Below are 17,151 nucleotides of genomic sequence, written 5' to 3' on the forward strand. Positions count from 1 at the left end.
GCACCCGCGACCGCGAACACACAGGAGTCGACGATGACCTCACCCGCTGACCTCAGCGCGGTCGAACGCGAGCCCTCGGCAGAGCAGGCGCAGTTCGACGACCTCATCGCCGCGGACTCGCGCATCGAGCCCCGCGACTGGATGCCGGAGGCGTATCGCAAGACGCTCATCCGCCAGATCAGCCAGCACGCCCACTCCGAGATCATCGGCATGCAGCCAGAGTCCAACTGGATCACGCGCGCGCCGAGCCTCAAGCGCAAGGCGATCCTGATGGCCAAGGTGCAGGACGAGGCGGGCCACGGGCTCTACCTCTACTCGGCCGCGCAGACGCTCGGCATCACGCGCGACGAGATGATGAACCAGCTCATCGAGGGTCGCGCGCGCTACTCGTCGATCTTCAACTATCCGACGCCGACCTGGGCCGACATGGGCGCGATCGGATGGCTCGTCGACGGCGCCGCGATCTGCAACCAGGTGCCGCTCTGCCGCGCGTCGTACGGCCCGTACGGCCGGGCGATGGTGCGCATCTGCAAGGAGGAGTCGTTCCACCAGCGGCAGGGCTTCGAGATCCTGCTCGAGCTCATGCAGGGCACCGACGCGCAGAAGCAGATGGCGCAGGACGCCGTGGACCGCTGGTACTGGCCCGCGCTGCAGATGTTCGGCCCGCCCGACGACCAGTCGCCGAACTCCGCGCAGTCGATGGCGTGGAACATCAAGCGCTTCTCGAACGACGACCTGCGCCAGCGCTTCGTCGGCATGCTCGTGCCGCAGGCCGAGGTCATGGGCGTCACGCTGCCCGACCCGAACCTGGCGTGGAACGAGGAGACCGGCGAGTACGACATGAGCGAGATCGACTGGACCGAGTTCGAGGAGGTGCTCGCCGGCCGCGGCCCGGCCAACGCCGAGCGCATCCGCCGACGCCGCGAGGCCCACGACGAGGGCGCCTGGGTGCGCGAGGCGGCAGCCGAGTACGCCCGCAAGCAGTCCGAACGGCAGCTCGCGGCATCCGGGGCGGTGGCGTGATGAGCACCCCCGGCGAGATGGGAACCGAGCCCTGGCCCCTCTGGGAGGTCTTCGTGCGCGCGAACCGCGGCCTGAGCCACGTGCACGTCGGCTCGCTGCACGCACCCGACCCCGACATGGCCGTGCGCAACGCGCGCGACCTCTACACGCGTCGCAACGAGGGCGTGTCGATCTGGGTGGTGCCCGCCGACGCGATCACCACGAGCGACCCCGACGCGAAGGGCGCCTTCTTCGAGAGTCCCGCCGGAAAGAACTACCGCCACGCCGTCTACTACACGAAGAGCGAAGGGGTGAAGCACCTGTGAGCCACGACGTTCACGACTCCGACGCGCACGGCTCGGTCACGGTCGACGAGCTCGCGCTCGCCGAGGAGCTCGCCGGTGCCGGCATCCTCGGCTCTGGTCGGGTCGCGTCGGCGGATGCCGCGGAGTACGCCATGCGCCTCGGCGACGACGCCCTCGTGCTCGCCCAGCAGCTCGGCATGTGGATCACGCGCGCCCCCGAGCTCGAGGAGGACGTCGCCCTCGGCAACATCGGCCTCGACCTCATCGGCCACGCCCGCTCGCTCCTGCACTACGCGGGGACCGCGACCGGGCGCAGCGAGGACGACCTCGCCTACTGGCGCGGTGAGCCCGAGTTCCGCAACGCGTGGCTCTTCGAGCAGCCGAACGGCGACTTCGCGCACACGATCGCGCGCCAGCTCGTCGCCTCCCTGTACCTGTACGAGCTCTACGGCGCGCTCGAGGGCTCGACCGACGAGACGATCGCGGCCATCGCGGCGAAGTCGGTCAAGGAGGTCGACTACCACCGCGACCACGCCGTGCAGTGGGTGCTGCGCCTCGCAGGCGGCACCGACGAGTCCCGCCGCCGCATGATCCTTGCGGTCACCGACACCTGGCCGTACGTCGACGAGCTCTTCGCCGACGACGCCCTCGTCGAGCGGCTCGCCGCCGACGGCGTGGCGGTACTGCCGTCGACCCTGCGCCCCGCGTTCGAGACGGCCGTCGACGCCGTCTTCGCCGAGGCGGAGCTCGAACGTCCGACCGGCCGCACGGCGTTCATCGCCTCCGGCGGCGGCCGAGACGGCCGGCACACCGAGCACCTCGGACCGCTCATCGCCGAGATGCAGGTGCTCGCCCGCCAGCACCCGGGGGCGTCGTGGTGACCGCGCTCGCCCGGCCCGCGGCATCCGCTCGTCCCGACACGAGCGCCACTCGCCCGACCCGACCGGCGGACCTTCGGGCATGGGAAGTCGCGGCGACCGTGACCGACCCCGAGATCCCGGTGCTCACGATCGAGGACCTCGGGGTGCTGCGCACTGCGTCGGTCGACGATGAGGGCGCGGTGCGCGTGCAGCTGACGCCGACGTACAGCGGGTGCCCCGCGCTCGACGCCATGCGCGACGACGTCGTGCTCGCGCTCACCCACGCCGGCTACGACGAGGTGCACGTCGACCTCGTGCTCGCCCCCGCGTGGACGACCGACTGGATGACCGAGACGGGCAAGGAGAAGCTGCGTCGCTACGGCATCCAGGCTCCGACCGGTCGCGCCGCCGCGCGCGATGCCGGCCCAGTGCGGCTGCAGCTCGCGGTCAAGTGCCCCCGCTGCGACTCCCTGAACACGCGTGAACTCGCCCGCTTCGGCTCGACCTCGTGCAAGGCGCTCTACGAGTGCCGCGACTGCCTCGAGCCCTTCGACTACTTCAAGGTGCTCTGATGGCCGCGCGCAACCTCGGGTCGACGACGACCCGACCGACGGATGCCGCGGCCGAGGCGTTCCTCGCCTCCACCGTGGGCGGCGGCCACCTGTCGAAGCGGCGCCGCGCGAGGTTCCACCGCCTCGAGGTCGCCGAGGTGCGTCCGCTCACGGCCGACGCCGTGGAGGTCACGTTCGCCGTGCCGGCCGAGCTCGCCGACGAGTACGCCTACCTGCCGGGGCAGTACGTGGCCCTGCGCACCGAGCTCGAGGGGCACGAACGCCGCCGCAGCTACTCGATCTGCCGCCCGCCCGAGCGGTCGGCCGATGGGAGCACCACCATCTCCGTCGGCATCAAGCGCGACCTGGGCGGCATCTTCTCGACGTGGGCGAACGCCGAGCTCAAGGCCGGCGACGCCCTCGACGTGATGAGCCCGCAGGGCACCTTCACGTCGACCCTCGACGCACTCGACGGCAAGCACGTCGTGGCGATCGCCGCAGGATCGGGCATCACGCCGCTCATGGCGCTCGCGCACACCGTGCTGGCCCGCTCCGAGACATCCGAGTTCGAGCTGGTCTACACGAACCGCTCGACCCTCGACGTGATGTTCCTCGAGGAGCTCGCCGAGCTGAAGGACCGCTACCCCTCCAGGATCGCGCTGCACCACGTGCTCTCGCGCGAGCAGCGCACCGCGCCGCTGCTCTCCGGCCGCATCGACGCCGAGAAGCTCGGCACGATGCTCGACGTGCTCATCCGCCCCGAGACGGTCGACGAGTGGTTCCTCTGCGGACCGTTCGAGCTCGTGCAGCTCGCCCGCGACACCCTCGCCGAGCGCGGCGTGCCGGCCGAGCACGTGCGGTACGAGCTCTTCACGACCGATGCCGATCGGGTGGAGCCGCAGCGCGGCCGGCCCGTCGAGGTGCAGCGGGGCGAGCGAACGTTCGCGATCGAGTTCACCCTCGACGGGCAGTCCTCGAGCGTCGAGAGCCCGGTCTCGGCCCACGAGTCGATCCTCAACGCGGCGCTGCGCGTGCGACCCGACGTGCCCTTCGCGTGCGCGGGCGGCGTCTGCGGCACCTGCCGTGCCCGACTGGTCGACGGTGACGTGACGATGACCGAGAACTACGCGCTGGAGCCCGACGAGCTCGAGCGCGGGTACGTGCTGACGTGCCAGTCGCACCCGACCTCCGACCGCGTCACGGTCGACTACGACGTGTGATCCACGGGGGCCTGCGAGCGATCGCGCGTCGCCCATCCGCAGCACCAGCATCGAGAAGGGATCGAGGATGATCGAGATCATCGTGGCCGACGGCGTGGCCGAGATCGTGCTGAACGCCCCCGAGAAGCTCAACGCGCTCGACGAGCAGGCGCTCGACGAGCTCGCGGGAGCCTACGCCGAGGCCGAGCGCCTCGCGTCGGCGGGCGAGGTGCGCGCCCTCGTGCTGCGCGGCGAGGGGCGCGCATTCTGCGCCGGCCGCGACATCTCGGGCGTCGATCCGCGCGACGACGACGTGCTCGGTTACCTCGGCGGGCGCGTGCAGCCGCTGCTCGAGCAGATGGCCGCATTCCCGGCGCCGACCTTCGCCATCGCGCACGGCGCCTGCCTCGGTGTCGGCCTCGGCCTGCTCGTGGCGAGCGACATCGTCTACGTCGCCGACACGGCGAAGATCGGCTCGCCGTTCGCCAACCTCGGGGCGACCCTCGATTCCGGCGGGCACGCGCTCTTCGTCGAGCGCCTCGGCGCGCACCGCACCATGGACCTCATCGTCACCGGCCGCCTGATGTCCGGCGCCGAGGCGGTCGCGGCGGGCCTCTTCTCGCAGGCGTTCCCCGCCGACCAGGTGACGGATGCCGCCCGCGCCGCGGCCCGCGCCGCGGCATCCGGGGCCACGCAGGCGTTCATCGCCTCGAAGGCGCTCGTCGCCTCGCTGCGCGACGACCGGCTCGGACTCTGGGCCTCGATGGCCGACGAGAACCGCGCCCAGGCGGCGCTCTGCGACACCGACGACTACCGCGAGGGCTTCGCCGCGTTCCAGCAGAAGCGTCGGCCGGCCTTCACCGGACGCGCCTGACCCCTGCCCGCGCCGACCGACCGCGGCGACCGACCGCGGCGGCCGGGGTGCCTTAGGCCGCCGCACAGGAATAGGGCGGATGCCCGATACACGCCGGGTACCTCAGCGACGAACGTCGACTCCAGACGAACAAGGAGTCGACATGATGATCTCGGAACTCAGCCATCTCCACCTGCAGCGAGCCGAGGAGGAGCGCATCACGCGTGAACTCGAACGTCGGCGCGTGCAGCGCGAGCGCGAACTCGAAGACGCATGGGGTGCGGATGCCGCCGGCGGGCGTGCGCTCGACGGCGGGCGTCCGGCGGGCCGAACGTGGTGGGCGGGGCTCCTGCACCCGCGCGCCAGGCACGCCGCGAACGCCTCGCATGGGCACGTCAACGCCGCCTGACGGATCTCGCCCACAGGCGGCACGCCGCCGAGCGACGGCACGGCCTTCCGGCCGCGCCGTCGCTGCACTTGACCGGCGCCGACGGCTCGGACACGCTGAGGGCATGAGCGAATCAACGCGCGGCTCCGCCCGTGGGGCGGCCTTCTGGATCTGCTATGCGATCACGCTGATCAGCGCGGCCGCGAGCGTGACGTTCGCGATCATCGCCGTGGTCGACGCGGGAGCCGATGCGACGAACGCGCTCTACGCGGCATCCCGCAGCACCGCCCTCGTCGTGCTCGCGCTGGTCGCACCCCTGTTCAGGTCGGATGCCGCGCTGCTCGCCATCGCCGTGGCGATGACCATCGTGCAGGGCATCGACGCGTTCATCGGCGCGCTCCAGGGCGACGTCGCACTGACCATCGGGCCCGCCGTGTTCTGCATCGCCACGATCGTCGCCGCGACCTTCCTGGCGCGGAGCGACCGCATGCGCGACCGCGACTGATCATGCCGCACCGGTACCCCCTGCACACCGACGTCGAGGCCCGCTGCCTCTGCTGCGAGAGCATGCAGCACTTCCTGTTCGCCTCGCCCACCGACCACGTCGTCTGCGAGCACTGCCGCCGGCACCTCGGCGACGACAAGGCCGAACGGCGCGATCGCGAGCACGTCGCGCTCTGGCGGAGCATCGTCGCCGCCCGGGATGCCGCGGCCGCCGAGGCGGGAGAGTCCGCCGAGCAGGCGGCCGCCGAGGCGGCGAGCACGATCGCCGGACTCGCCTCGGAGCGCGATCAGCTTCGCGTCGGCGCGATCGACGGGTCGGGCGAGACCGGGGCCGCGCTGCGCCGAGACCTCGAGGGCGAGCTCGTGCGCCGAGCCGAACGTGCGACCGAGCTGACGAATCGGCGCCTCGACCGCGCGATGGTCGCCCTGTGGCGCCTGCAGGCGTTCCACCACCCCGACCCTCGCAAGCCGGGCACCTGCTCGTGCGGCAGGGCGCTGCCCTCGTGCCCCGAGAGTCGCGTGCTCGAGGGCGTGCGCCAGGAGATGCGCGACTGGGAGGCCCGCAACCTCGCGCTGCTGCGCGACGGCAAGCGGCACGGACTGCCGGCGGAGCACCCCGAGGTCCCCACGGCAGCGGGCAGCGGCAGTGACCGCGACGGCCGCCCCAGCCGCCGCTGAGGCTCAGCGCGCGCCCTCCTGGTCGTGCGCGGCGATGTCGCGGTCGAGTTCGTCCTCGATGAGCAGGTCGCGGCGCACGTGGTCGCTGCGGTAGGCCGCGCGCCCGAGCATGTGCGCGGTCATCGGCTGCGTGAGCAGCTGGAACGTCATGATGAGCACGACGGTCGTGAGCACGCCCCACGTGGGCACCTGCACGATGATCGCGACGAGCACGGCCGCGAGTCCGAGCACCTGCGGCTTCGTCGCGGCGTGCAGGCGCGTGAGCACGTCGGGGAAGCGCACGATGCCGATGCCGGCGGCCATCGACAGGAACCCGCTCACCACGACGAGCAGTCCGACGGCGATCTCGGCGGCGCTCACGAGGCATCCTGCTTTCCCATGTACCGCGCGATCGAGATCGATCCCACGACGGCGAACATCGCGAGCACGAGCAGCACGACGAGGGTGTCGGTGTGCTTGTTGATCGCCATCTCGGCGCCGAGCGCGCAGATCGCGATGGCGAGCAGCACGTCGGTGGCGAGCGCGCGGTCGAGGATCGAGGGGCCCTTGATGATGCGCACGACGGCCGCGATCGCGCCGATGCCGAACATGATGCCCGCGACGATGCTCGCGAGCGTGAGGAAGCTCATCGGTCCTCCTTCGAACGGATGTCTCGGGGCCGACCGCCTCGGCGATCCGCGCGTCGGGCGCGTCGGGCCTCGCGAACCGACGCGGCCTGCGCGTGCGTGCCGATGGCGAGCACGATGCGCTCCTCGGTGCCGAGCACGTCGCGGTGGGTGCGTTCGAGGTCGGCCGGGGTGCGCGTGCCGAGCGCGTGCAGGTAGAGCAGGCCGCGTTCGCGGTCGATGTCGACCACCACCGTGCCGGGCACGACGGAGATGGCCTCGGCCGTGAGCGTCGTCACGAGGTCGGATCGCGTCAGCAGCTGCACGGCGATGATGGAGTTCATCGGCTTCCACCACGGGCTGATCGAGTACCACGCGACCTGCAGCGACGCGACGACGACGTCGAACATCATGCGGAGGCCGAGCAGCAGCCCCCGCCACGGGTTGAAGCGGCCGCTGAGCAGCACGGGCGGCAGGTAGAGCGTGCGCGTCACGAGCACGGCGAGCACGATGCCCGAGACGACCGTGAGCAGGTCGATGTGGTCCCAGAGGAAGCCCCAGAGGGCCACGAGCGCGACGAGCAGCGGCAGCTGCCGCCAGACGCTCCACCAGCGGTTGACCGTGGGGACCGAATCGGTCGTCGGGCCGGTCGTCACTGAACACCCCCCGGGAACACGAGCGAGACGTAGACCGACGGGTCGACGAGGTTCTCGGCCGCGCGGTCGGCGAGCCCGAACAGCGGGCCGGCGAACACGGTGAGCAGCACCGTGACCACCACGAGCACGGTCGTCGCGGCGACCATGAGCCGCGGCGTCGTCTTCGTCGCGGTGACCGTGGCGCCCTCGGGGGCCTCCAGCACGGATCCGAGCAGCACCGACTCGTAGCCGTCGAGCTCCTCGCGGCCGCGCCAGAACGCCATGTTCCAGAACCGGGTGAGGGCGTACAGCGTGATGAGCGAGGTGACGGCGCCCGCGGCGATGACGACCCAGACCAGCCACGCGGTCGCCGGGTCGGCCGCCGCCTGCTCGCCGCCGGCGAGGAAGAGCCCGGTCTTGCCGAGGAAGCCCGAGAACGGGGGGATGCCGCCGAGGTTCAGCGCCGGGATGAAGAACAGGATCGCGAGGAACGGCGAGGCCTTGAGCAGCCCGGCGAGCCGGTTGATCGAGGTCGCCCCGCCGAACCGCTCGATGAGCCCGGTCGTGAGGAACAGCGTCGTCTGCACGGTGATGTGGTGCACGACGTAGTAGATCGTCGCGGCCATGCCGAGCTGCGTGCCCAGCGCGATGCCGAAGATCATGTAGCCGATGTGGCTCACGAGCGTGAACGAGAGCAGTCGCTTGATGTCGGCCTGGGTGAGCGCGCCGAGGATGCCGATGACCATCGTGAGCCCGCCGACGACCATGAGCAGCAGCGAGAGGTCCTGCTCGGAGAAGATCACGGTCTCGGTGCGGATGATCGCGTAGACGCCGACCTTCGTGAGCAGGCCCGCGAACACGGCGGTGACGGGTGCGGGGGCCGTCGGGTACGAATCGGGCAACCAGAACGACAGCGGGAACACGGCCGCCTTGATGCCGAACGCGATGAGCAGCAGCAGGTGCAGCATGAGCTGCACGTCGTCGGGCAGCGCGCCGATGCGCACCGACAGCTGGGCGATGTTCGCGGTGCCCGTCGCGCCGTAGATGAGCGCGATCGCACTGAGGAAGAAGAGCGAGGAGACGAGGCTCACGATGATGTACGTGACGCCCGCGCGGATGCGTTCGCCCGTGCCGCCGAGCGTGAGCAGCACGTAGCTCGCCGACAGCAGGATCTCGAACCCGACGTAGAGGTTGAACAGGTCGCCCGCGATGAACGCGTTGAACACGCCGGCCGACAGGATCAGGTAGCTCGGGTGGAAGATCGACACCGGCGTCTCGCGATGGCGATCGGCGACGCCCTGCCCGACGGCGTAGACGAGCACCACGAGCAGCACGATGGCCGACACGAGCAGCATGATCGCCGAGAGCCGGTCGACGACGAGCACGATGCCGAACGGCGCCGGCCAGGCTCCGACGTTCACGGCGATCGGCTCGCCGGCGTCGACGGTCGCGAGCAGGATCGACGCGATCACGACCACGCCCGCGAGCACCGCGGTGCTGACGAGCATCTGCGCACGCCGGTGGCGTCCGAGGATCAGCGCGGATGCCGCGCCCAGCAGGGGCAGCAGCACCACGAGGGGCACGAGCGCGGCGGTCATCGGTCGGCCTCCCCGTCGGTGCGGTCATGGGCGGTCGGGTCCTGTTCGGCCCGGTCGCGCGCGACCGCCTCGAACTCGAGGTCCTCCTCGGGCTCCTCGTCGCTCGCCTCGATGAGCTCCTGGATCGCGGCGTCGTCGGCGGCGGAGATGCGGATGAGGTCGGCCGCCTCCTCGGCGTCGTGCAGGTCCTCCTCCTCGTCGTCGACGAGGTCGCCCTTCGCGCCGAGCTGCGCCAGCCACCATGAGCGGTAGATGAGGGCGAGCATGAACGCCGTGATGCCGAGGTTGATGACGATCGCGGTGAGCACGAAGGCCTGCGGCAGCGGGTCGGAGATCTCGTCGGCGTCGACGCCCTCGCCGAGGATCGGTGCGAGCCCGGGGGCGCCGCTCATGAGGTAGATGAGCACGTTCACGGCATTGCCGACGAGCAGGAACCCGATGAGCACGCGCGTGAGGCTGCGCTCGAGCATGATCGAGATGCCGGCGCCGAACATGACGGCCATGAGCACCACGAGGGTCAGCGAACCGGTCATGCGCGCACCCCCTCGGTGGGAGCGGGCTCGGGGTCGTCGACGTCGTCGTCGGCGTGCTCCTGCTGCCGGTCGACCTCGCCGCCGAGGGAGCGGAGGATGTCGAGCACGAGCCCGACGACCACGAGGTACACGCCGATGTCGAAGAGGGTCGACGTGCCGATCGAGATCGTGCCGAGCACGGGCACCTCGGTCTCGAACCAGGCCGACTCGAGCGGGACGCCGCTGAAGAACAGCGAGGCCGTCGCCGTGCCCGCGGCGAGCAGCAGGCCGGTGCCGAGCAGGCGTCCGGCGTCGACCGGCGCGGCCTCGCCGAGCTCGTAGCGCCCGCCGGCGAGGTAGCGCGCCACGAGCGCGAGCCCGGCGAGCAGGCCGCCGGCGAATCCGCCGCCCGGCGCGTTGTGGCCGACGAAGAGCAGGAACACCGAGACGACGATCGCGGGGTGGAAGAGCAGGCGCACGAGCACCTCGATGAGGATCGAGCGGTTGCGCGGCGAGATCGTACGGCCCGCGAGCAGCCACGTCTGCCTGGTCGATGCGGCCTCGGCCGCGGCATCCGTCTCGCCGTCGGTGTTCGCGAGGCTCGTGCGGGGGGCGCGGATGCTCGAGGCCGCCTCGGGCAGCGGGCGCATGCGGTCGCGCCGGTCGAGGCCGAGGTCGCCGTCGTCGAGTCGGGGCGCGCCGCCGGTGCGGCCGGAGACGAAGATGAGGCTCGCCACGCCGGTGGCGACGGCGACGAGCACCGAGATCTCGCCGAGGGTGTCCCACGCGCGGATGTCGACGAGCATGACGTTCACGATGTTCTTGCCGTGCGCCTCGAGCGAGAGCGCCGGCAGGCCGCCCGCGATGGTCGGCTCGACGCGTGCGCCGAGCGCGACGAGCCCGATGACGCCCATCACGAGGCCCGCGACGCCGCCGATGATGCCGCGGGCGAGCTTGTGCACCGGCGGGTTTCGCTGGGCGATCTGCTTCGGCAGCCGCCGCAGCACGAGCACGAACACGACGATCACGATGGTCTCGACGAGCGCCTGGGTGAGCGCCAGATCGGGTGCGCCCGACATGCCGAACAGCAGCACGAGCCCGTACCCGGTCACGCTCACGAGCAGCACCGCGGTCATGCGCTGGCGCACGACGACGGCCGCGATCGCCGCGACGCACATCACGAACGCGATGAACGGCTGCGACGAGAAGTCCCAGAGGCGGATGTCGGACGGCCACTCGGAGTTCAGGATCGTCGCCGTGCCGAGCCCGCCGATGAACACCGCCACGATGATCGTGAGGTACCCGGGCAGGCCGCGGGACTGGATCGCGGTCGTGACGGCCGCCGCCATGCGGTCGACCGCCGACACGATGCCGAGGTAGCCGCGGCTCGAGTCGACCATGGGCACGACGGCCGCCTGCAGTCGCGCGACCTCGCGCCTGGCCCACACGAGCAGGCCGCCGACGGCGAAGATGCCGAGCGAGATGAACAGCGCCGGCTCGAAGCCGTGCCACAGCGCGAGGTGCGTGTCGTGGCCGCCGGGCAGCTCGTCGGCGTAGGCCGCGAGCAGCGGCTCGATGAACGGGATCGCGAACGCGGCGACGAGGCTCGCGACGGCCAGCGTCGCCGGGGCGATCGCGATCGCCGCGCCCGGCGCGTGCAGCGGCGTCGGCGGCACGTCGGGCTTCGTCGAGAACGCGCCCCAGAGGAAGCGCGCGGTGTACGCGAAGGTGAGCACCGACCCGGCCACGGCGCCGATCAGGGCGATCCAGGCCCAGATCGCGATCGATCCGCCCTCGGCGCCGGCGTCGAGGAACGCCGTGAGCACGCCCTCCTTCGCCACGAACCCGAGCAGGGGAGGGATGCCGGCCATCGACGCGGCGGCGAGGGCCGCGATCGCGGCGACCACCGGCATCCGTCGCCCGAGGCCCGAGAGCCTGCGCCAGTCGCGGGTGCCCGCGGCGTGGTCGACGATGCCGACGGTGAGGAACAGCGTCGCCTTGAACATGGCGTGCGCGAGGAGCAGGGCGACGCCCGCGAGCGCGGCGTCGCGCGTGCCGAATCCCGTGACGAGCACGAGGAACCCGAGCTGGCTCACGGTGCCGTAGGCGAGCAGCAGCTTCAGGTCGTACTGGCGCAGGGCGCGCCATCCGCCGACGAGCATCGTGAGGACGCCGAGGCCGATGACGATCGGATGCCACACCGAGAGGTCGGCGTAGCCCGGCGCGAGTCGCGCCACGAGGTAGACGCCCGCCTTGACCATCGCCGCCGCGTGCAGGTAGGCCGAGACCGGCGTGGGCGCCGCCATCGCCGCCGGCAGCCAGAAGTGGAACGGCACGAGCGCGCTCTTGGAGATCGCGCCGACGAGCACGAGGGCGATGCCCCATTCGGCGGCCGCGCCCGTGACCGGGTTCGCGATGAGCTCGGAGAGCGAGGTCGTGCCGCCCTCGACGGCGAGGAGCACGAGCCCGACGAGCATCGCGAGGCCGCCGAACGTCGTGACGGTGAGCGCCTGCAGCGCAGCACCGCGGCTCTCCTTGCGCCCCGTGTAGTGGCCGATGAGGAGGTACGAGAGCACGCTCGTGGCCTCCCAGAACGTGAACAGCACGAACACGTCGTCCGAGGTGACGAGGCCGAGCATGACGCCGGCGAACGCGAGGAGCAGCGAGGCGAAGCGGCCGAGGGCCGGCTCGTCGTCATTGAAGTACCACGTGCAGGAGAGCAGGACGAGCGCGCCGATGCCCGTGACCACGAGCGAGAGGATGAGGGCGAGCGCGTCCATGCGGAAGCTCAGGGCGATGTCGAGCTCGGGGATCCACGAGATCGACTCGACGACCGGCGTGCCGGCGAGCACGCCGGGCATCCAGGTCAGCAGCAGGACGAACGCCGCGGCGGGCACCAGGGCGATGACGGCGAAGACCCGGCGACCGAGGCGTCTCGTGAGCCACGGCGTGATGACCGAGACGGCAGCGAAGATCGCGAGGCTGGAGATCATCCACCCTCCTCACGCTTCAGTTTCCGTCACAGTCCGTCCGGACAGTTTACCGGGGCCTTCAGCGCCATCGGTCCGATGCCGCGAAACACATGGCCCGCGAGGGATGCCGCTCGACGGCCCGATGCCGGAGGATGGACGGATGCCGATCCTCATCACCGCCGACGAACTCGCCTCGCGCCTCGCCTCGGACGCGCCCGACCGTCGAACGGTCGTGCTCGACGTGCGGTGGACCCTCGCGACACCCGACGGCACCGAGGCATACCGGGCGGGGCATATCCCCAGCGCCGTGTACGTCGACCTCGACACCGAACTCGCCGACCACGAGGTCGTCGGCGTGGGCCGGCACCCGCTGCCCACCGCGGACGCGCTCACCTCGGCGATGCGCCGCTGGGGCCTCCGCGAGGGCGACACCGCGGTCGTGGTCGACGACCTCGGCAACCAGTCCGCGGCGCGCGCCTGGTGGCTGCTGCGGTACGCCGGGTTCGACGACGTGCGCATGCTCGACGGCGCGCTCGGCGCCTGGCTGTCGGCGGGACATCCGCTCGAGACGGGCGACGTCGTGCCCGAGCCCGGCGACGCCACCGCGCGCTTCGGGTCGATGCCCGTGCTCGACATCGACATGGCCGCGTCCCTGCCAGGGCGCGGCGTGCTGCTCGACGTGCGCGCGGCCGAGCGCTACCGCGGCGAGGTCGAGCCCGTCGACCCCCGGGCCGGGCACATCCCCGGCGCACGTTCCGCGCCGACGGCGACCTCGCTCGACGCCGACGGGCGGTTCCTGCCGGCCGAGGTGCTGCGTGCGCGATTCGCCGAGCTCGGCGTCGAGCCCGGGGTCGACGTCGCGACGTACTGCGGTTCGGGCGTCACGGGCGCGCACGCGGTCGCCGCGCTCGCCATCGCGGGCGTCGACGCGGCGCTCTTCCCCGGCTCGTGGAGCCAGTGGTCCAATGACGCCTCGCGACCGGCGGCGACGGGCGGCGAGCCGGGCTGACCGGTCGCGCCCTCGCGCGACCGCGCGGTCAGGCCGGACGGTGCCCGACGCCGATGAGGGTCGAGACGTCGACGCGCGCGATGTCGCGCTCGGCCAGGATCGCGAGGAACCTCGTCGCCACGGCGTCGCGCGCCTCGTCGTCGAGGTCGGCGATGAGCCTGGCCCTCGACATGCCGACGACGAGTCGCCAGGCGAGGTCGTCGTCGAGGTCGAGGTGCCGCGGCACCGACTCGGCGCGCGTGCGCTCGAGGCCCAGCCGGCCCAGCCACTGGGCCAGCGCGCCCGGGGTCTCCGGCAGCACCGGCTGTGACCGGTCACGGAACGCGGCGACCGCCTCGGCTCCCGCCTCGCCGCCCTCGGCCTCCACGGCGTCGCAGAGCGCCTTCGTGAAGTCGCGGAACGCGGTCGGCGCCCACAGCGTCACGGCGAACCGTCCGCCGGGCTTCGCGCGCTCGATGAGGCGCTGGGCGGCGGCCTCGGCGTCGCCGAGGAAGAACACGCCGAGCACGCACTGCACGAGGTCGTATCCCGTCGGCTCCCACTCCAGCACGTCGGCCGCGTGCAGCCGCAACTGCGGCAACGGCGCCGACTCCCGCTCCGCGCGCTCGCGGGCGAGCTCGATCATCGTCTCCGACAGGTCGACCGCATCGACGACGCCCGCGGAGCCGACGAGCTCGGCCGACGGCAGGGCCGACGCACCGTCCCCGCAGCAGGCGTCGAGCACGAGCTCGCCGAACTGCGGTGCCGAGCGCAGCACCGTGGCCATCGAGATCGGATCCCACACCACGGCATCGAGATCCGCGAACGCCGAGGCATGCTCGACGAAATGCCGGACGGTACCCCGAACGTCAGACTGTTCCCCCATGTGGCCATTCTGTCGGTGATCGGGCCGGATATCCGGAATTCAGGCAATCGAAAGCACGAACGTGCAGACTGGAACCCTCCAACGTTCCGATCGAAACGAGAAGACCCCCTCATGAATCGTGCCCTGCGCCGCATCGCGCCCGTCGCACTCGCCACCGCAGCCGCTGCCCTGCTCCTCGCCGGCTGTGCGGGCGGCGGCGACCCCGAAGCCACGGACACGCCCGCGGCGGCCGACTGCATGGACCTCTCGGCGGGCGAGCTGAGCGACGGCGTCAAGGTCGAGGGCGACTTCGGCGGCGTTCCCACCGTCACGTTCGACACGCCGCTCGAGGCCGAGGAACTCGAGCGCACGATCGTCACCGAGGGCGACGGCGAGGTCACCGCGGCCGGCGACAGCGTCAACGCCGTCGTCAGCGCCTTCGCCGGTTCCTCCGGCGCCCAGCTCTTCTCGCAGCCCGCCACCATCACGGCCGGCGGCGAGGGCGTGTACGAGGCCTTCCTCGCCGGCATCGACTGCGTGCCCACCGGCACTCGCACGGTCACGGTCGCCCCGGCCTCCGCGCTCTACGACGGCGAGGGCAACGAGAACGTCGGCCTCGCCAAGGGCGAGAGCGTAGTCATCGTGGTCGACGTCAAGGAGCCGCTGAAGGCCAAGGAGTGGACCGAGGACGTGCCAGAGGTGACGTTCGGCGCCGAGGGCGAAGCCCCGACGGTCACGCTGCCCGACACCGCGCCTCCGACCGACTTCCAGATCAAGGTCCTCGAGGAGGGCGACGGCGACGTCGTCGCGACCGGTGACACCGTGACGCTGAACTACCAGGGCACCAGCTGGGACACCGGCGAGGTCTTCGACCAGAGCTACGGCGGCGACCCCGCGCAGTTCTCGACCGACCAGGTGATCCAGGGCTTCGGCGCCGCGCTCGTCGGCCAGAAGGTCGGCACCAAGCTCATCGTCTCGATCCCGCCGGAGTACGCCTACGGCACCGACGCCGCCGCCGCCGAGCTCGGGGGCCAGACCCTCGTGTTCCTCGTCGAGATCCTCGACACGGCGCCCGCCGCGTAGGCGACGTCCGAACGACGAACGGGCCGCAGCGAGTGATCGCTGCGGCCCGTTCCGCGTTCCCGGTGAAGGTCGCCTGAAGGGCTACGCCACGGGCGACGCCGACGCCGCGGCATCCGTCGCCCTGATGCGCCGCACCGGACGCTGCAGGCCGCGCGCGACGCCCGTGCGCTCGAGCCGGCGGGCGATGAGCAGGCCCAGCCAGACGCCCGCGAGGTTGGAGAGCACCGAGAGCACGGGATAGGCGATCTGCGCCCACAGCGGGAACCGGTCGACGCCGAGGAACGGCATCGAGTAGAGCGCGTACGGGAGCGCGAACGCGGCGGCGCCGACGTAGAAGATCCACGGGCGGAACGAGCGGTACAGCCCGATCGCGAGCGGGATCTCGACCATCGCGCCGATCATGAGGCAGGTGAGGATCGCCGACGGGCCCTGCGGCGTGAGCACCGCGTTGATGAGGCCCGCGATCAGCGAGGTGAGCAGGCCGACGCCCGGCTGGCGCAGCAGCGCGAGCGCGATCACGAACGGGATGCTCCAGACGCCCGCGAACGCGGCGTAGAGCAGCGGCACCGCCGGTGCGAGCGTCGTCGAGAGCACGAACGCGGGAACGAGCACGAGGCCCGCGGCGGCGCCGATCGCGGCGCAGGTGAGCAGCAGGCGGGTGGGGACGTTGAGGCGCATGGCTCAGGCTCCGATCAGCTGGGAGGTCTCGACCGCGGGGGCGCCTTTCGGCAGGCGCCAGTAGCCGCAGAAGCTCACGTCGGTCTTCGCCCATCCGCGCTCGTTCACGAGCAGCCGGCGGATGCCGGTGGCGAGCCCCGACTCCCCGACCGCGTAGGCGTGGGTGACGACGTCGCCGGGCAGTTCGAGGCCGGCGACGGCCGAGTACGCCGCTGCGCCGGGTCGCTCGTCGTGCTCGCGCACGATCCAGTGCACGACGACGTCGGCCGGGGTCGGGAACCGCTGCACGTCGTCGGCATGCGGCACCTCCACGATCGCGACGCCGCGCGCGTCGGCCGGGAGCGACGCGCAGACGCCGGCGACCGCCGGGACGCCCGTCTCGTCGGCGACGAGGAGGAACCACGCCGCGGTGTCGGGCGCGTCGAAGCCGTAGCCCTCGTCGAGGATGCCGACGCGGTCGCCGACCTTGCACGTGTCCGCCCATGAGGCGGCGACGCCCTCGAGGCCGCCCGTCTCGGGGTTCTCGTGCAGCACGAAGTCGATGTCGAGCTCGGCGCCGCGTTCGTCGGTGGCCGGGCGGTACTCGCGCACCGTGTAGTTGCGCATCGTCGGCCGCACGGCCTTCGGCGTGCGGAGCAGCTGCGCGTAGCCGAGGTATCCGTCGCGATCGGGCAGCCGCACCTCGTCGGAGCCCTCTGGCGGCAGGAACAGGCGGAACCACTGGTCGTAGCCGCGCGGCGTGAAGCGGTCGATCTCGGCCCCGCCGACGGTGATGCGCGTGAACGACGGGCTCACGCGCCTGGTGGCGAGCACCTCGAGCTCGATCGGGGCGGTGCGCTCGGTCTTCACCTGGCGGCTGTGCGTCTTGGCCATCT

Annotated in this window: 20 protein-coding genes; 11 read left to right on the forward strand and 9 right to left on the reverse strand. The window is 71.8% G+C overall.

Annotated features, from left to right (window positions below):
* Positions 1-33: 33 nt before the first annotated feature.
* From paaA to ABIC29_RS09640, 9 genes are all read left to right on the forward strand, one after another.
* Entirely contained in the window at positions 34-1,023 is a 990-nt protein-coding gene (gene paaA / locus ABIC29_RS09600; RefSeq protein ID WP_354244809.1) for a 1,2-phenylacetyl-CoA epoxidase subunit PaaA, read from the forward strand.
* Positions 1,023-1,328: a 1,2-phenylacetyl-CoA epoxidase subunit PaaB gene (paaB, locus tag ABIC29_RS09605; protein WP_116084535.1), complete on the forward strand. Its 306-nt coding sequence runs from the start codon at positions 1,023-1,025 to the stop codon at positions 1,326-1,328. The genes paaA and paaB overlap by 1 nt, the downstream gene beginning before the upstream one ends.
* Positions 1,325-2,188, forward strand: a complete 864-nt coding sequence (paaC, locus tag ABIC29_RS09610; protein ID WP_354244813.1) for a 1,2-phenylacetyl-CoA epoxidase subunit PaaC — start codon at positions 1,325-1,327, stop codon at positions 2,186-2,188. Before paaB ends, paaC begins: the two co-directional genes overlap by 4 nt.
* Entirely contained in the window at positions 2,185-2,739 is a 555-nt protein-coding gene (gene paaD, locus ABIC29_RS09615) for a 1,2-phenylacetyl-CoA epoxidase subunit PaaD (RefSeq protein ID WP_116084915.1), read from the forward strand. Before paaC ends, paaD begins: the two co-directional genes overlap by 4 nt.
* Complete coding sequence (paaE, locus tag ABIC29_RS09620) at positions 2,739-3,938, forward strand: 1,2-phenylacetyl-CoA epoxidase subunit PaaE (protein WP_116084531.1); 1,200 nt, start codon at positions 2,739-2,741, stop codon at positions 3,936-3,938. The genes paaD and paaE overlap by 1 nt, the downstream gene beginning before the upstream one ends.
* A 67-nt stretch (positions 3,939-4,005) precedes the next feature.
* Positions 4,006-4,791: an enoyl-CoA hydratase/isomerase family protein gene (locus ABIC29_RS09625; RefSeq protein ID WP_116084528.1), complete on the forward strand. Its 786-nt coding sequence runs from the start codon at positions 4,006-4,008 to the stop codon at positions 4,789-4,791.
* Positions 4,792-4,933: 142 nt separating this feature from the next.
* The gene (locus tag ABIC29_RS09630; RefSeq protein ID WP_116084526.1) at positions 4,934-5,179 is read left to right on the forward strand and encodes a hypothetical protein; all 246 of its coding nucleotides are present in this window, start codon (positions 4,934-4,936) and stop codon (positions 5,177-5,179) included.
* 103 nt (positions 5,180-5,282) lie between these two features.
* Positions 5,283-5,663, forward strand: a complete 381-nt coding sequence (locus ABIC29_RS09635; RefSeq protein WP_116084523.1) for a hypothetical protein — start codon at positions 5,283-5,285, stop codon at positions 5,661-5,663.
* A 2-nt stretch (positions 5,664-5,665) separates the two neighbouring features.
* Positions 5,666-6,340, forward strand: coding sequence for a hypothetical protein (locus tag ABIC29_RS09640; RefSeq protein WP_354244820.1), 675 nt, complete (start codon positions 5,666-5,668; stop codon positions 6,338-6,340).
* Positions 6,341-6,343: 3 nt separating this feature from the next.
* Here the strand turns inward: ABIC29_RS09640 and mnhG are convergent, their stop codons facing one another.
* From mnhG to ABIC29_RS09670, 6 genes are read right to left on the reverse strand one after another with little or no spacing between them, the layout of a single operon-like run.
* Positions 6,344-6,700, reverse strand: a complete 357-nt coding sequence (gene mnhG / locus ABIC29_RS09645) for a monovalent cation/H(+) antiporter subunit G (protein WP_116084519.1) — start codon at positions 6,698-6,700, stop codon at positions 6,344-6,346.
* The gene (locus ABIC29_RS09650) at positions 6,697-6,969 is read right to left on the reverse strand and encodes an MrpF/PhaF family protein (RefSeq protein ID WP_354244823.1); all 273 of its coding nucleotides are present in this window, start codon (positions 6,967-6,969) and stop codon (positions 6,697-6,699) included. The genes mnhG and ABIC29_RS09650 overlap by 4 nt, the downstream gene beginning before the upstream one ends.
* On the reverse strand, positions 6,966-7,601 hold the full coding sequence (locus ABIC29_RS09655; RefSeq protein ID WP_354244826.1) for a Na+/H+ antiporter subunit E: 636 nt from the start codon (positions 7,599-7,601) through the stop codon (positions 6,966-6,968). The genes ABIC29_RS09650 and ABIC29_RS09655 overlap by 4 nt, the downstream gene beginning before the upstream one ends.
* Positions 7,598-9,178 (reverse strand): Na+/H+ antiporter subunit D, encoded by a 1,581-nt coding sequence (locus tag ABIC29_RS09660; protein ID WP_116084512.1) that lies wholly within the window; start codon positions 9,176-9,178, stop codon positions 7,598-7,600. The genes ABIC29_RS09655 and ABIC29_RS09660 overlap by 4 nt, the downstream gene beginning before the upstream one ends.
* Positions 9,175-9,711: an NADH-quinone oxidoreductase subunit K gene (locus ABIC29_RS09665; RefSeq protein ID WP_354244829.1), complete on the reverse strand. Its 537-nt coding sequence runs from the start codon at positions 9,709-9,711 to the stop codon at positions 9,175-9,177. Before ABIC29_RS09665 ends, ABIC29_RS09660 begins: the two co-directional genes overlap by 4 nt.
* Entirely contained in the window at positions 9,708-12,683 is a 2,976-nt protein-coding gene (locus tag ABIC29_RS09670; protein WP_354244832.1) for a Na+/H+ antiporter subunit A, read from the reverse strand. Before ABIC29_RS09670 ends, ABIC29_RS09665 begins: the two co-directional genes overlap by 4 nt.
* Positions 12,684-12,822: 139 nt before the next feature.
* Between ABIC29_RS09670 and ABIC29_RS09675 the strand changes: the two genes are divergently transcribed.
* Positions 12,823-13,671 (forward strand): sulfurtransferase, encoded by an 849-nt coding sequence (locus ABIC29_RS09675; RefSeq protein ID WP_354244835.1) that lies wholly within the window; start codon positions 12,823-12,825, stop codon positions 13,669-13,671.
* A gap of 28 nt (positions 13,672-13,699) precedes the next feature.
* On the opposite strand, the gene ABIC29_RS09680 is transcribed toward ABIC29_RS09675, so the two are convergent.
* Complete coding sequence (locus tag ABIC29_RS09680) at positions 13,700-14,536, reverse strand: class I SAM-dependent methyltransferase (RefSeq protein WP_354244838.1); 837 nt, start codon at positions 14,534-14,536, stop codon at positions 13,700-13,702.
* A gap of 111 nt (positions 14,537-14,647) precedes the next feature.
* Between ABIC29_RS09680 and ABIC29_RS09685 the strand changes: the two genes are divergently transcribed.
* Positions 14,648-15,598, forward strand: coding sequence for an FKBP-type peptidyl-prolyl cis-trans isomerase (locus ABIC29_RS09685; protein ID WP_116084502.1), 951 nt, complete (start codon positions 14,648-14,650; stop codon positions 15,596-15,598).
* An 81-nt stretch (positions 15,599-15,679) separates the two neighbouring features.
* Here ABIC29_RS09685 and ABIC29_RS09690 read toward each other — a convergent pair whose 3' ends face one another.
* Entirely contained in the window at positions 15,680-16,276 is a 597-nt protein-coding gene (locus ABIC29_RS09690) for an ECF transporter S component (protein WP_116084500.1), read from the reverse strand.
* Between the two features lie 3 nt (positions 16,277-16,279).
* Entirely contained in the window at positions 16,280-17,149 is an 870-nt protein-coding gene (locus tag ABIC29_RS09695; protein WP_354244842.1) for a siderophore-interacting protein, read from the reverse strand.
* Positions 17,150-17,151: the final 2 nt, after the last annotated feature.

The organism is Agromyces sp. PvR057 (assembly GCF_040547485.1).
In the GTDB taxonomy this organism is placed as follows: Bacteria; Actinomycetota; Actinomycetes; order Actinomycetales; family Microbacteriaceae; genus Agromyces.

Bases quoted from the DNA above. Each gene is read 5' to 3' on its own strand.
- ABIC29_RS09640 (WP_354244820.1), top strand. From the start codon at position 5,666: ATGCCGCACCGGTACCCCCTGCACACCGACGTCGAGGCCCGCTGCCTC.
- ABIC29_RS09670 (WP_354244832.1), bottom strand. From the start codon at position 12,683: ATGATCTCCAGCCTCGCGATCTTCGCTGCCGTCTCGGTCATCACGCCG.
- paaB (WP_116084535.1), top strand. From the start codon at position 1,023: ATGAGCACCCCCGGCGAGATGGGAACCGAGCCCTGGCCCCTCTGGGAG.
- ABIC29_RS09630 (WP_116084526.1), top strand. From the start codon at position 4,934: ATGATGATCTCGGAACTCAGCCATCTCCACCTGCAGCGAGCCGAGGAG.
- ABIC29_RS09635 (WP_116084523.1), top strand. From the start codon at position 5,283: ATGAGCGAATCAACGCGCGGCTCCGCCCGTGGGGCGGCCTTCTGGATC.
- ABIC29_RS09665 (WP_354244829.1), bottom strand. From the start codon at position 9,711: ATGACCGGTTCGCTGACCCTCGTGGTGCTCATGGCCGTCATGTTCGGC.
- ABIC29_RS09660 (WP_116084512.1), bottom strand. From the start codon at position 9,178: ATGACCGCCGCGCTCGTGCCCCTCGTGGTGCTGCTGCCCCTGCTGGGC.
- ABIC29_RS09650 (WP_354244823.1), bottom strand. From the start codon at position 6,969: ATGAGCTTCCTCACGCTCGCGAGCATCGTCGCGGGCATCATGTTCGGC.
- ABIC29_RS09675 (WP_354244835.1), top strand. From the start codon at position 12,823: ATGCCGATCCTCATCACCGCCGACGAACTCGCCTCGCGCCTCGCCTCG.
- ABIC29_RS09625 (WP_116084528.1), top strand. From the start codon at position 4,006: ATGATCGAGATCATCGTGGCCGACGGCGTGGCCGAGATCGTGCTGAAC.
- ABIC29_RS09680 (WP_354244838.1), bottom strand. From the start codon at position 14,536: ATGGGGGAACAGTCTGACGTTCGGGGTACCGTCCGGCATTTCGTCGAG.
- paaE (WP_116084531.1), top strand. From the start codon at position 2,739: ATGGCCGCGCGCAACCTCGGGTCGACGACGACCCGACCGACGGATGCC.
- ABIC29_RS09690 (WP_116084500.1), bottom strand. From the start codon at position 16,276: ATGCGCCTCAACGTCCCCACCCGCCTGCTGCTCACCTGCGCCGCGATC.
- ABIC29_RS09685 (WP_116084502.1), top strand. From the start codon at position 14,648: ATGAATCGTGCCCTGCGCCGCATCGCGCCCGTCGCACTCGCCACCGCA.
- paaA (WP_354244809.1), top strand. From the start codon at position 34: ATGACCTCACCCGCTGACCTCAGCGCGGTCGAACGCGAGCCCTCGGCA.
- ABIC29_RS09695 (WP_354244842.1), bottom strand. From the start codon at position 17,149: ATGGCCAAGACGCACAGCCGCCAGGTGAAGACCGAGCGCACCGCCCCG.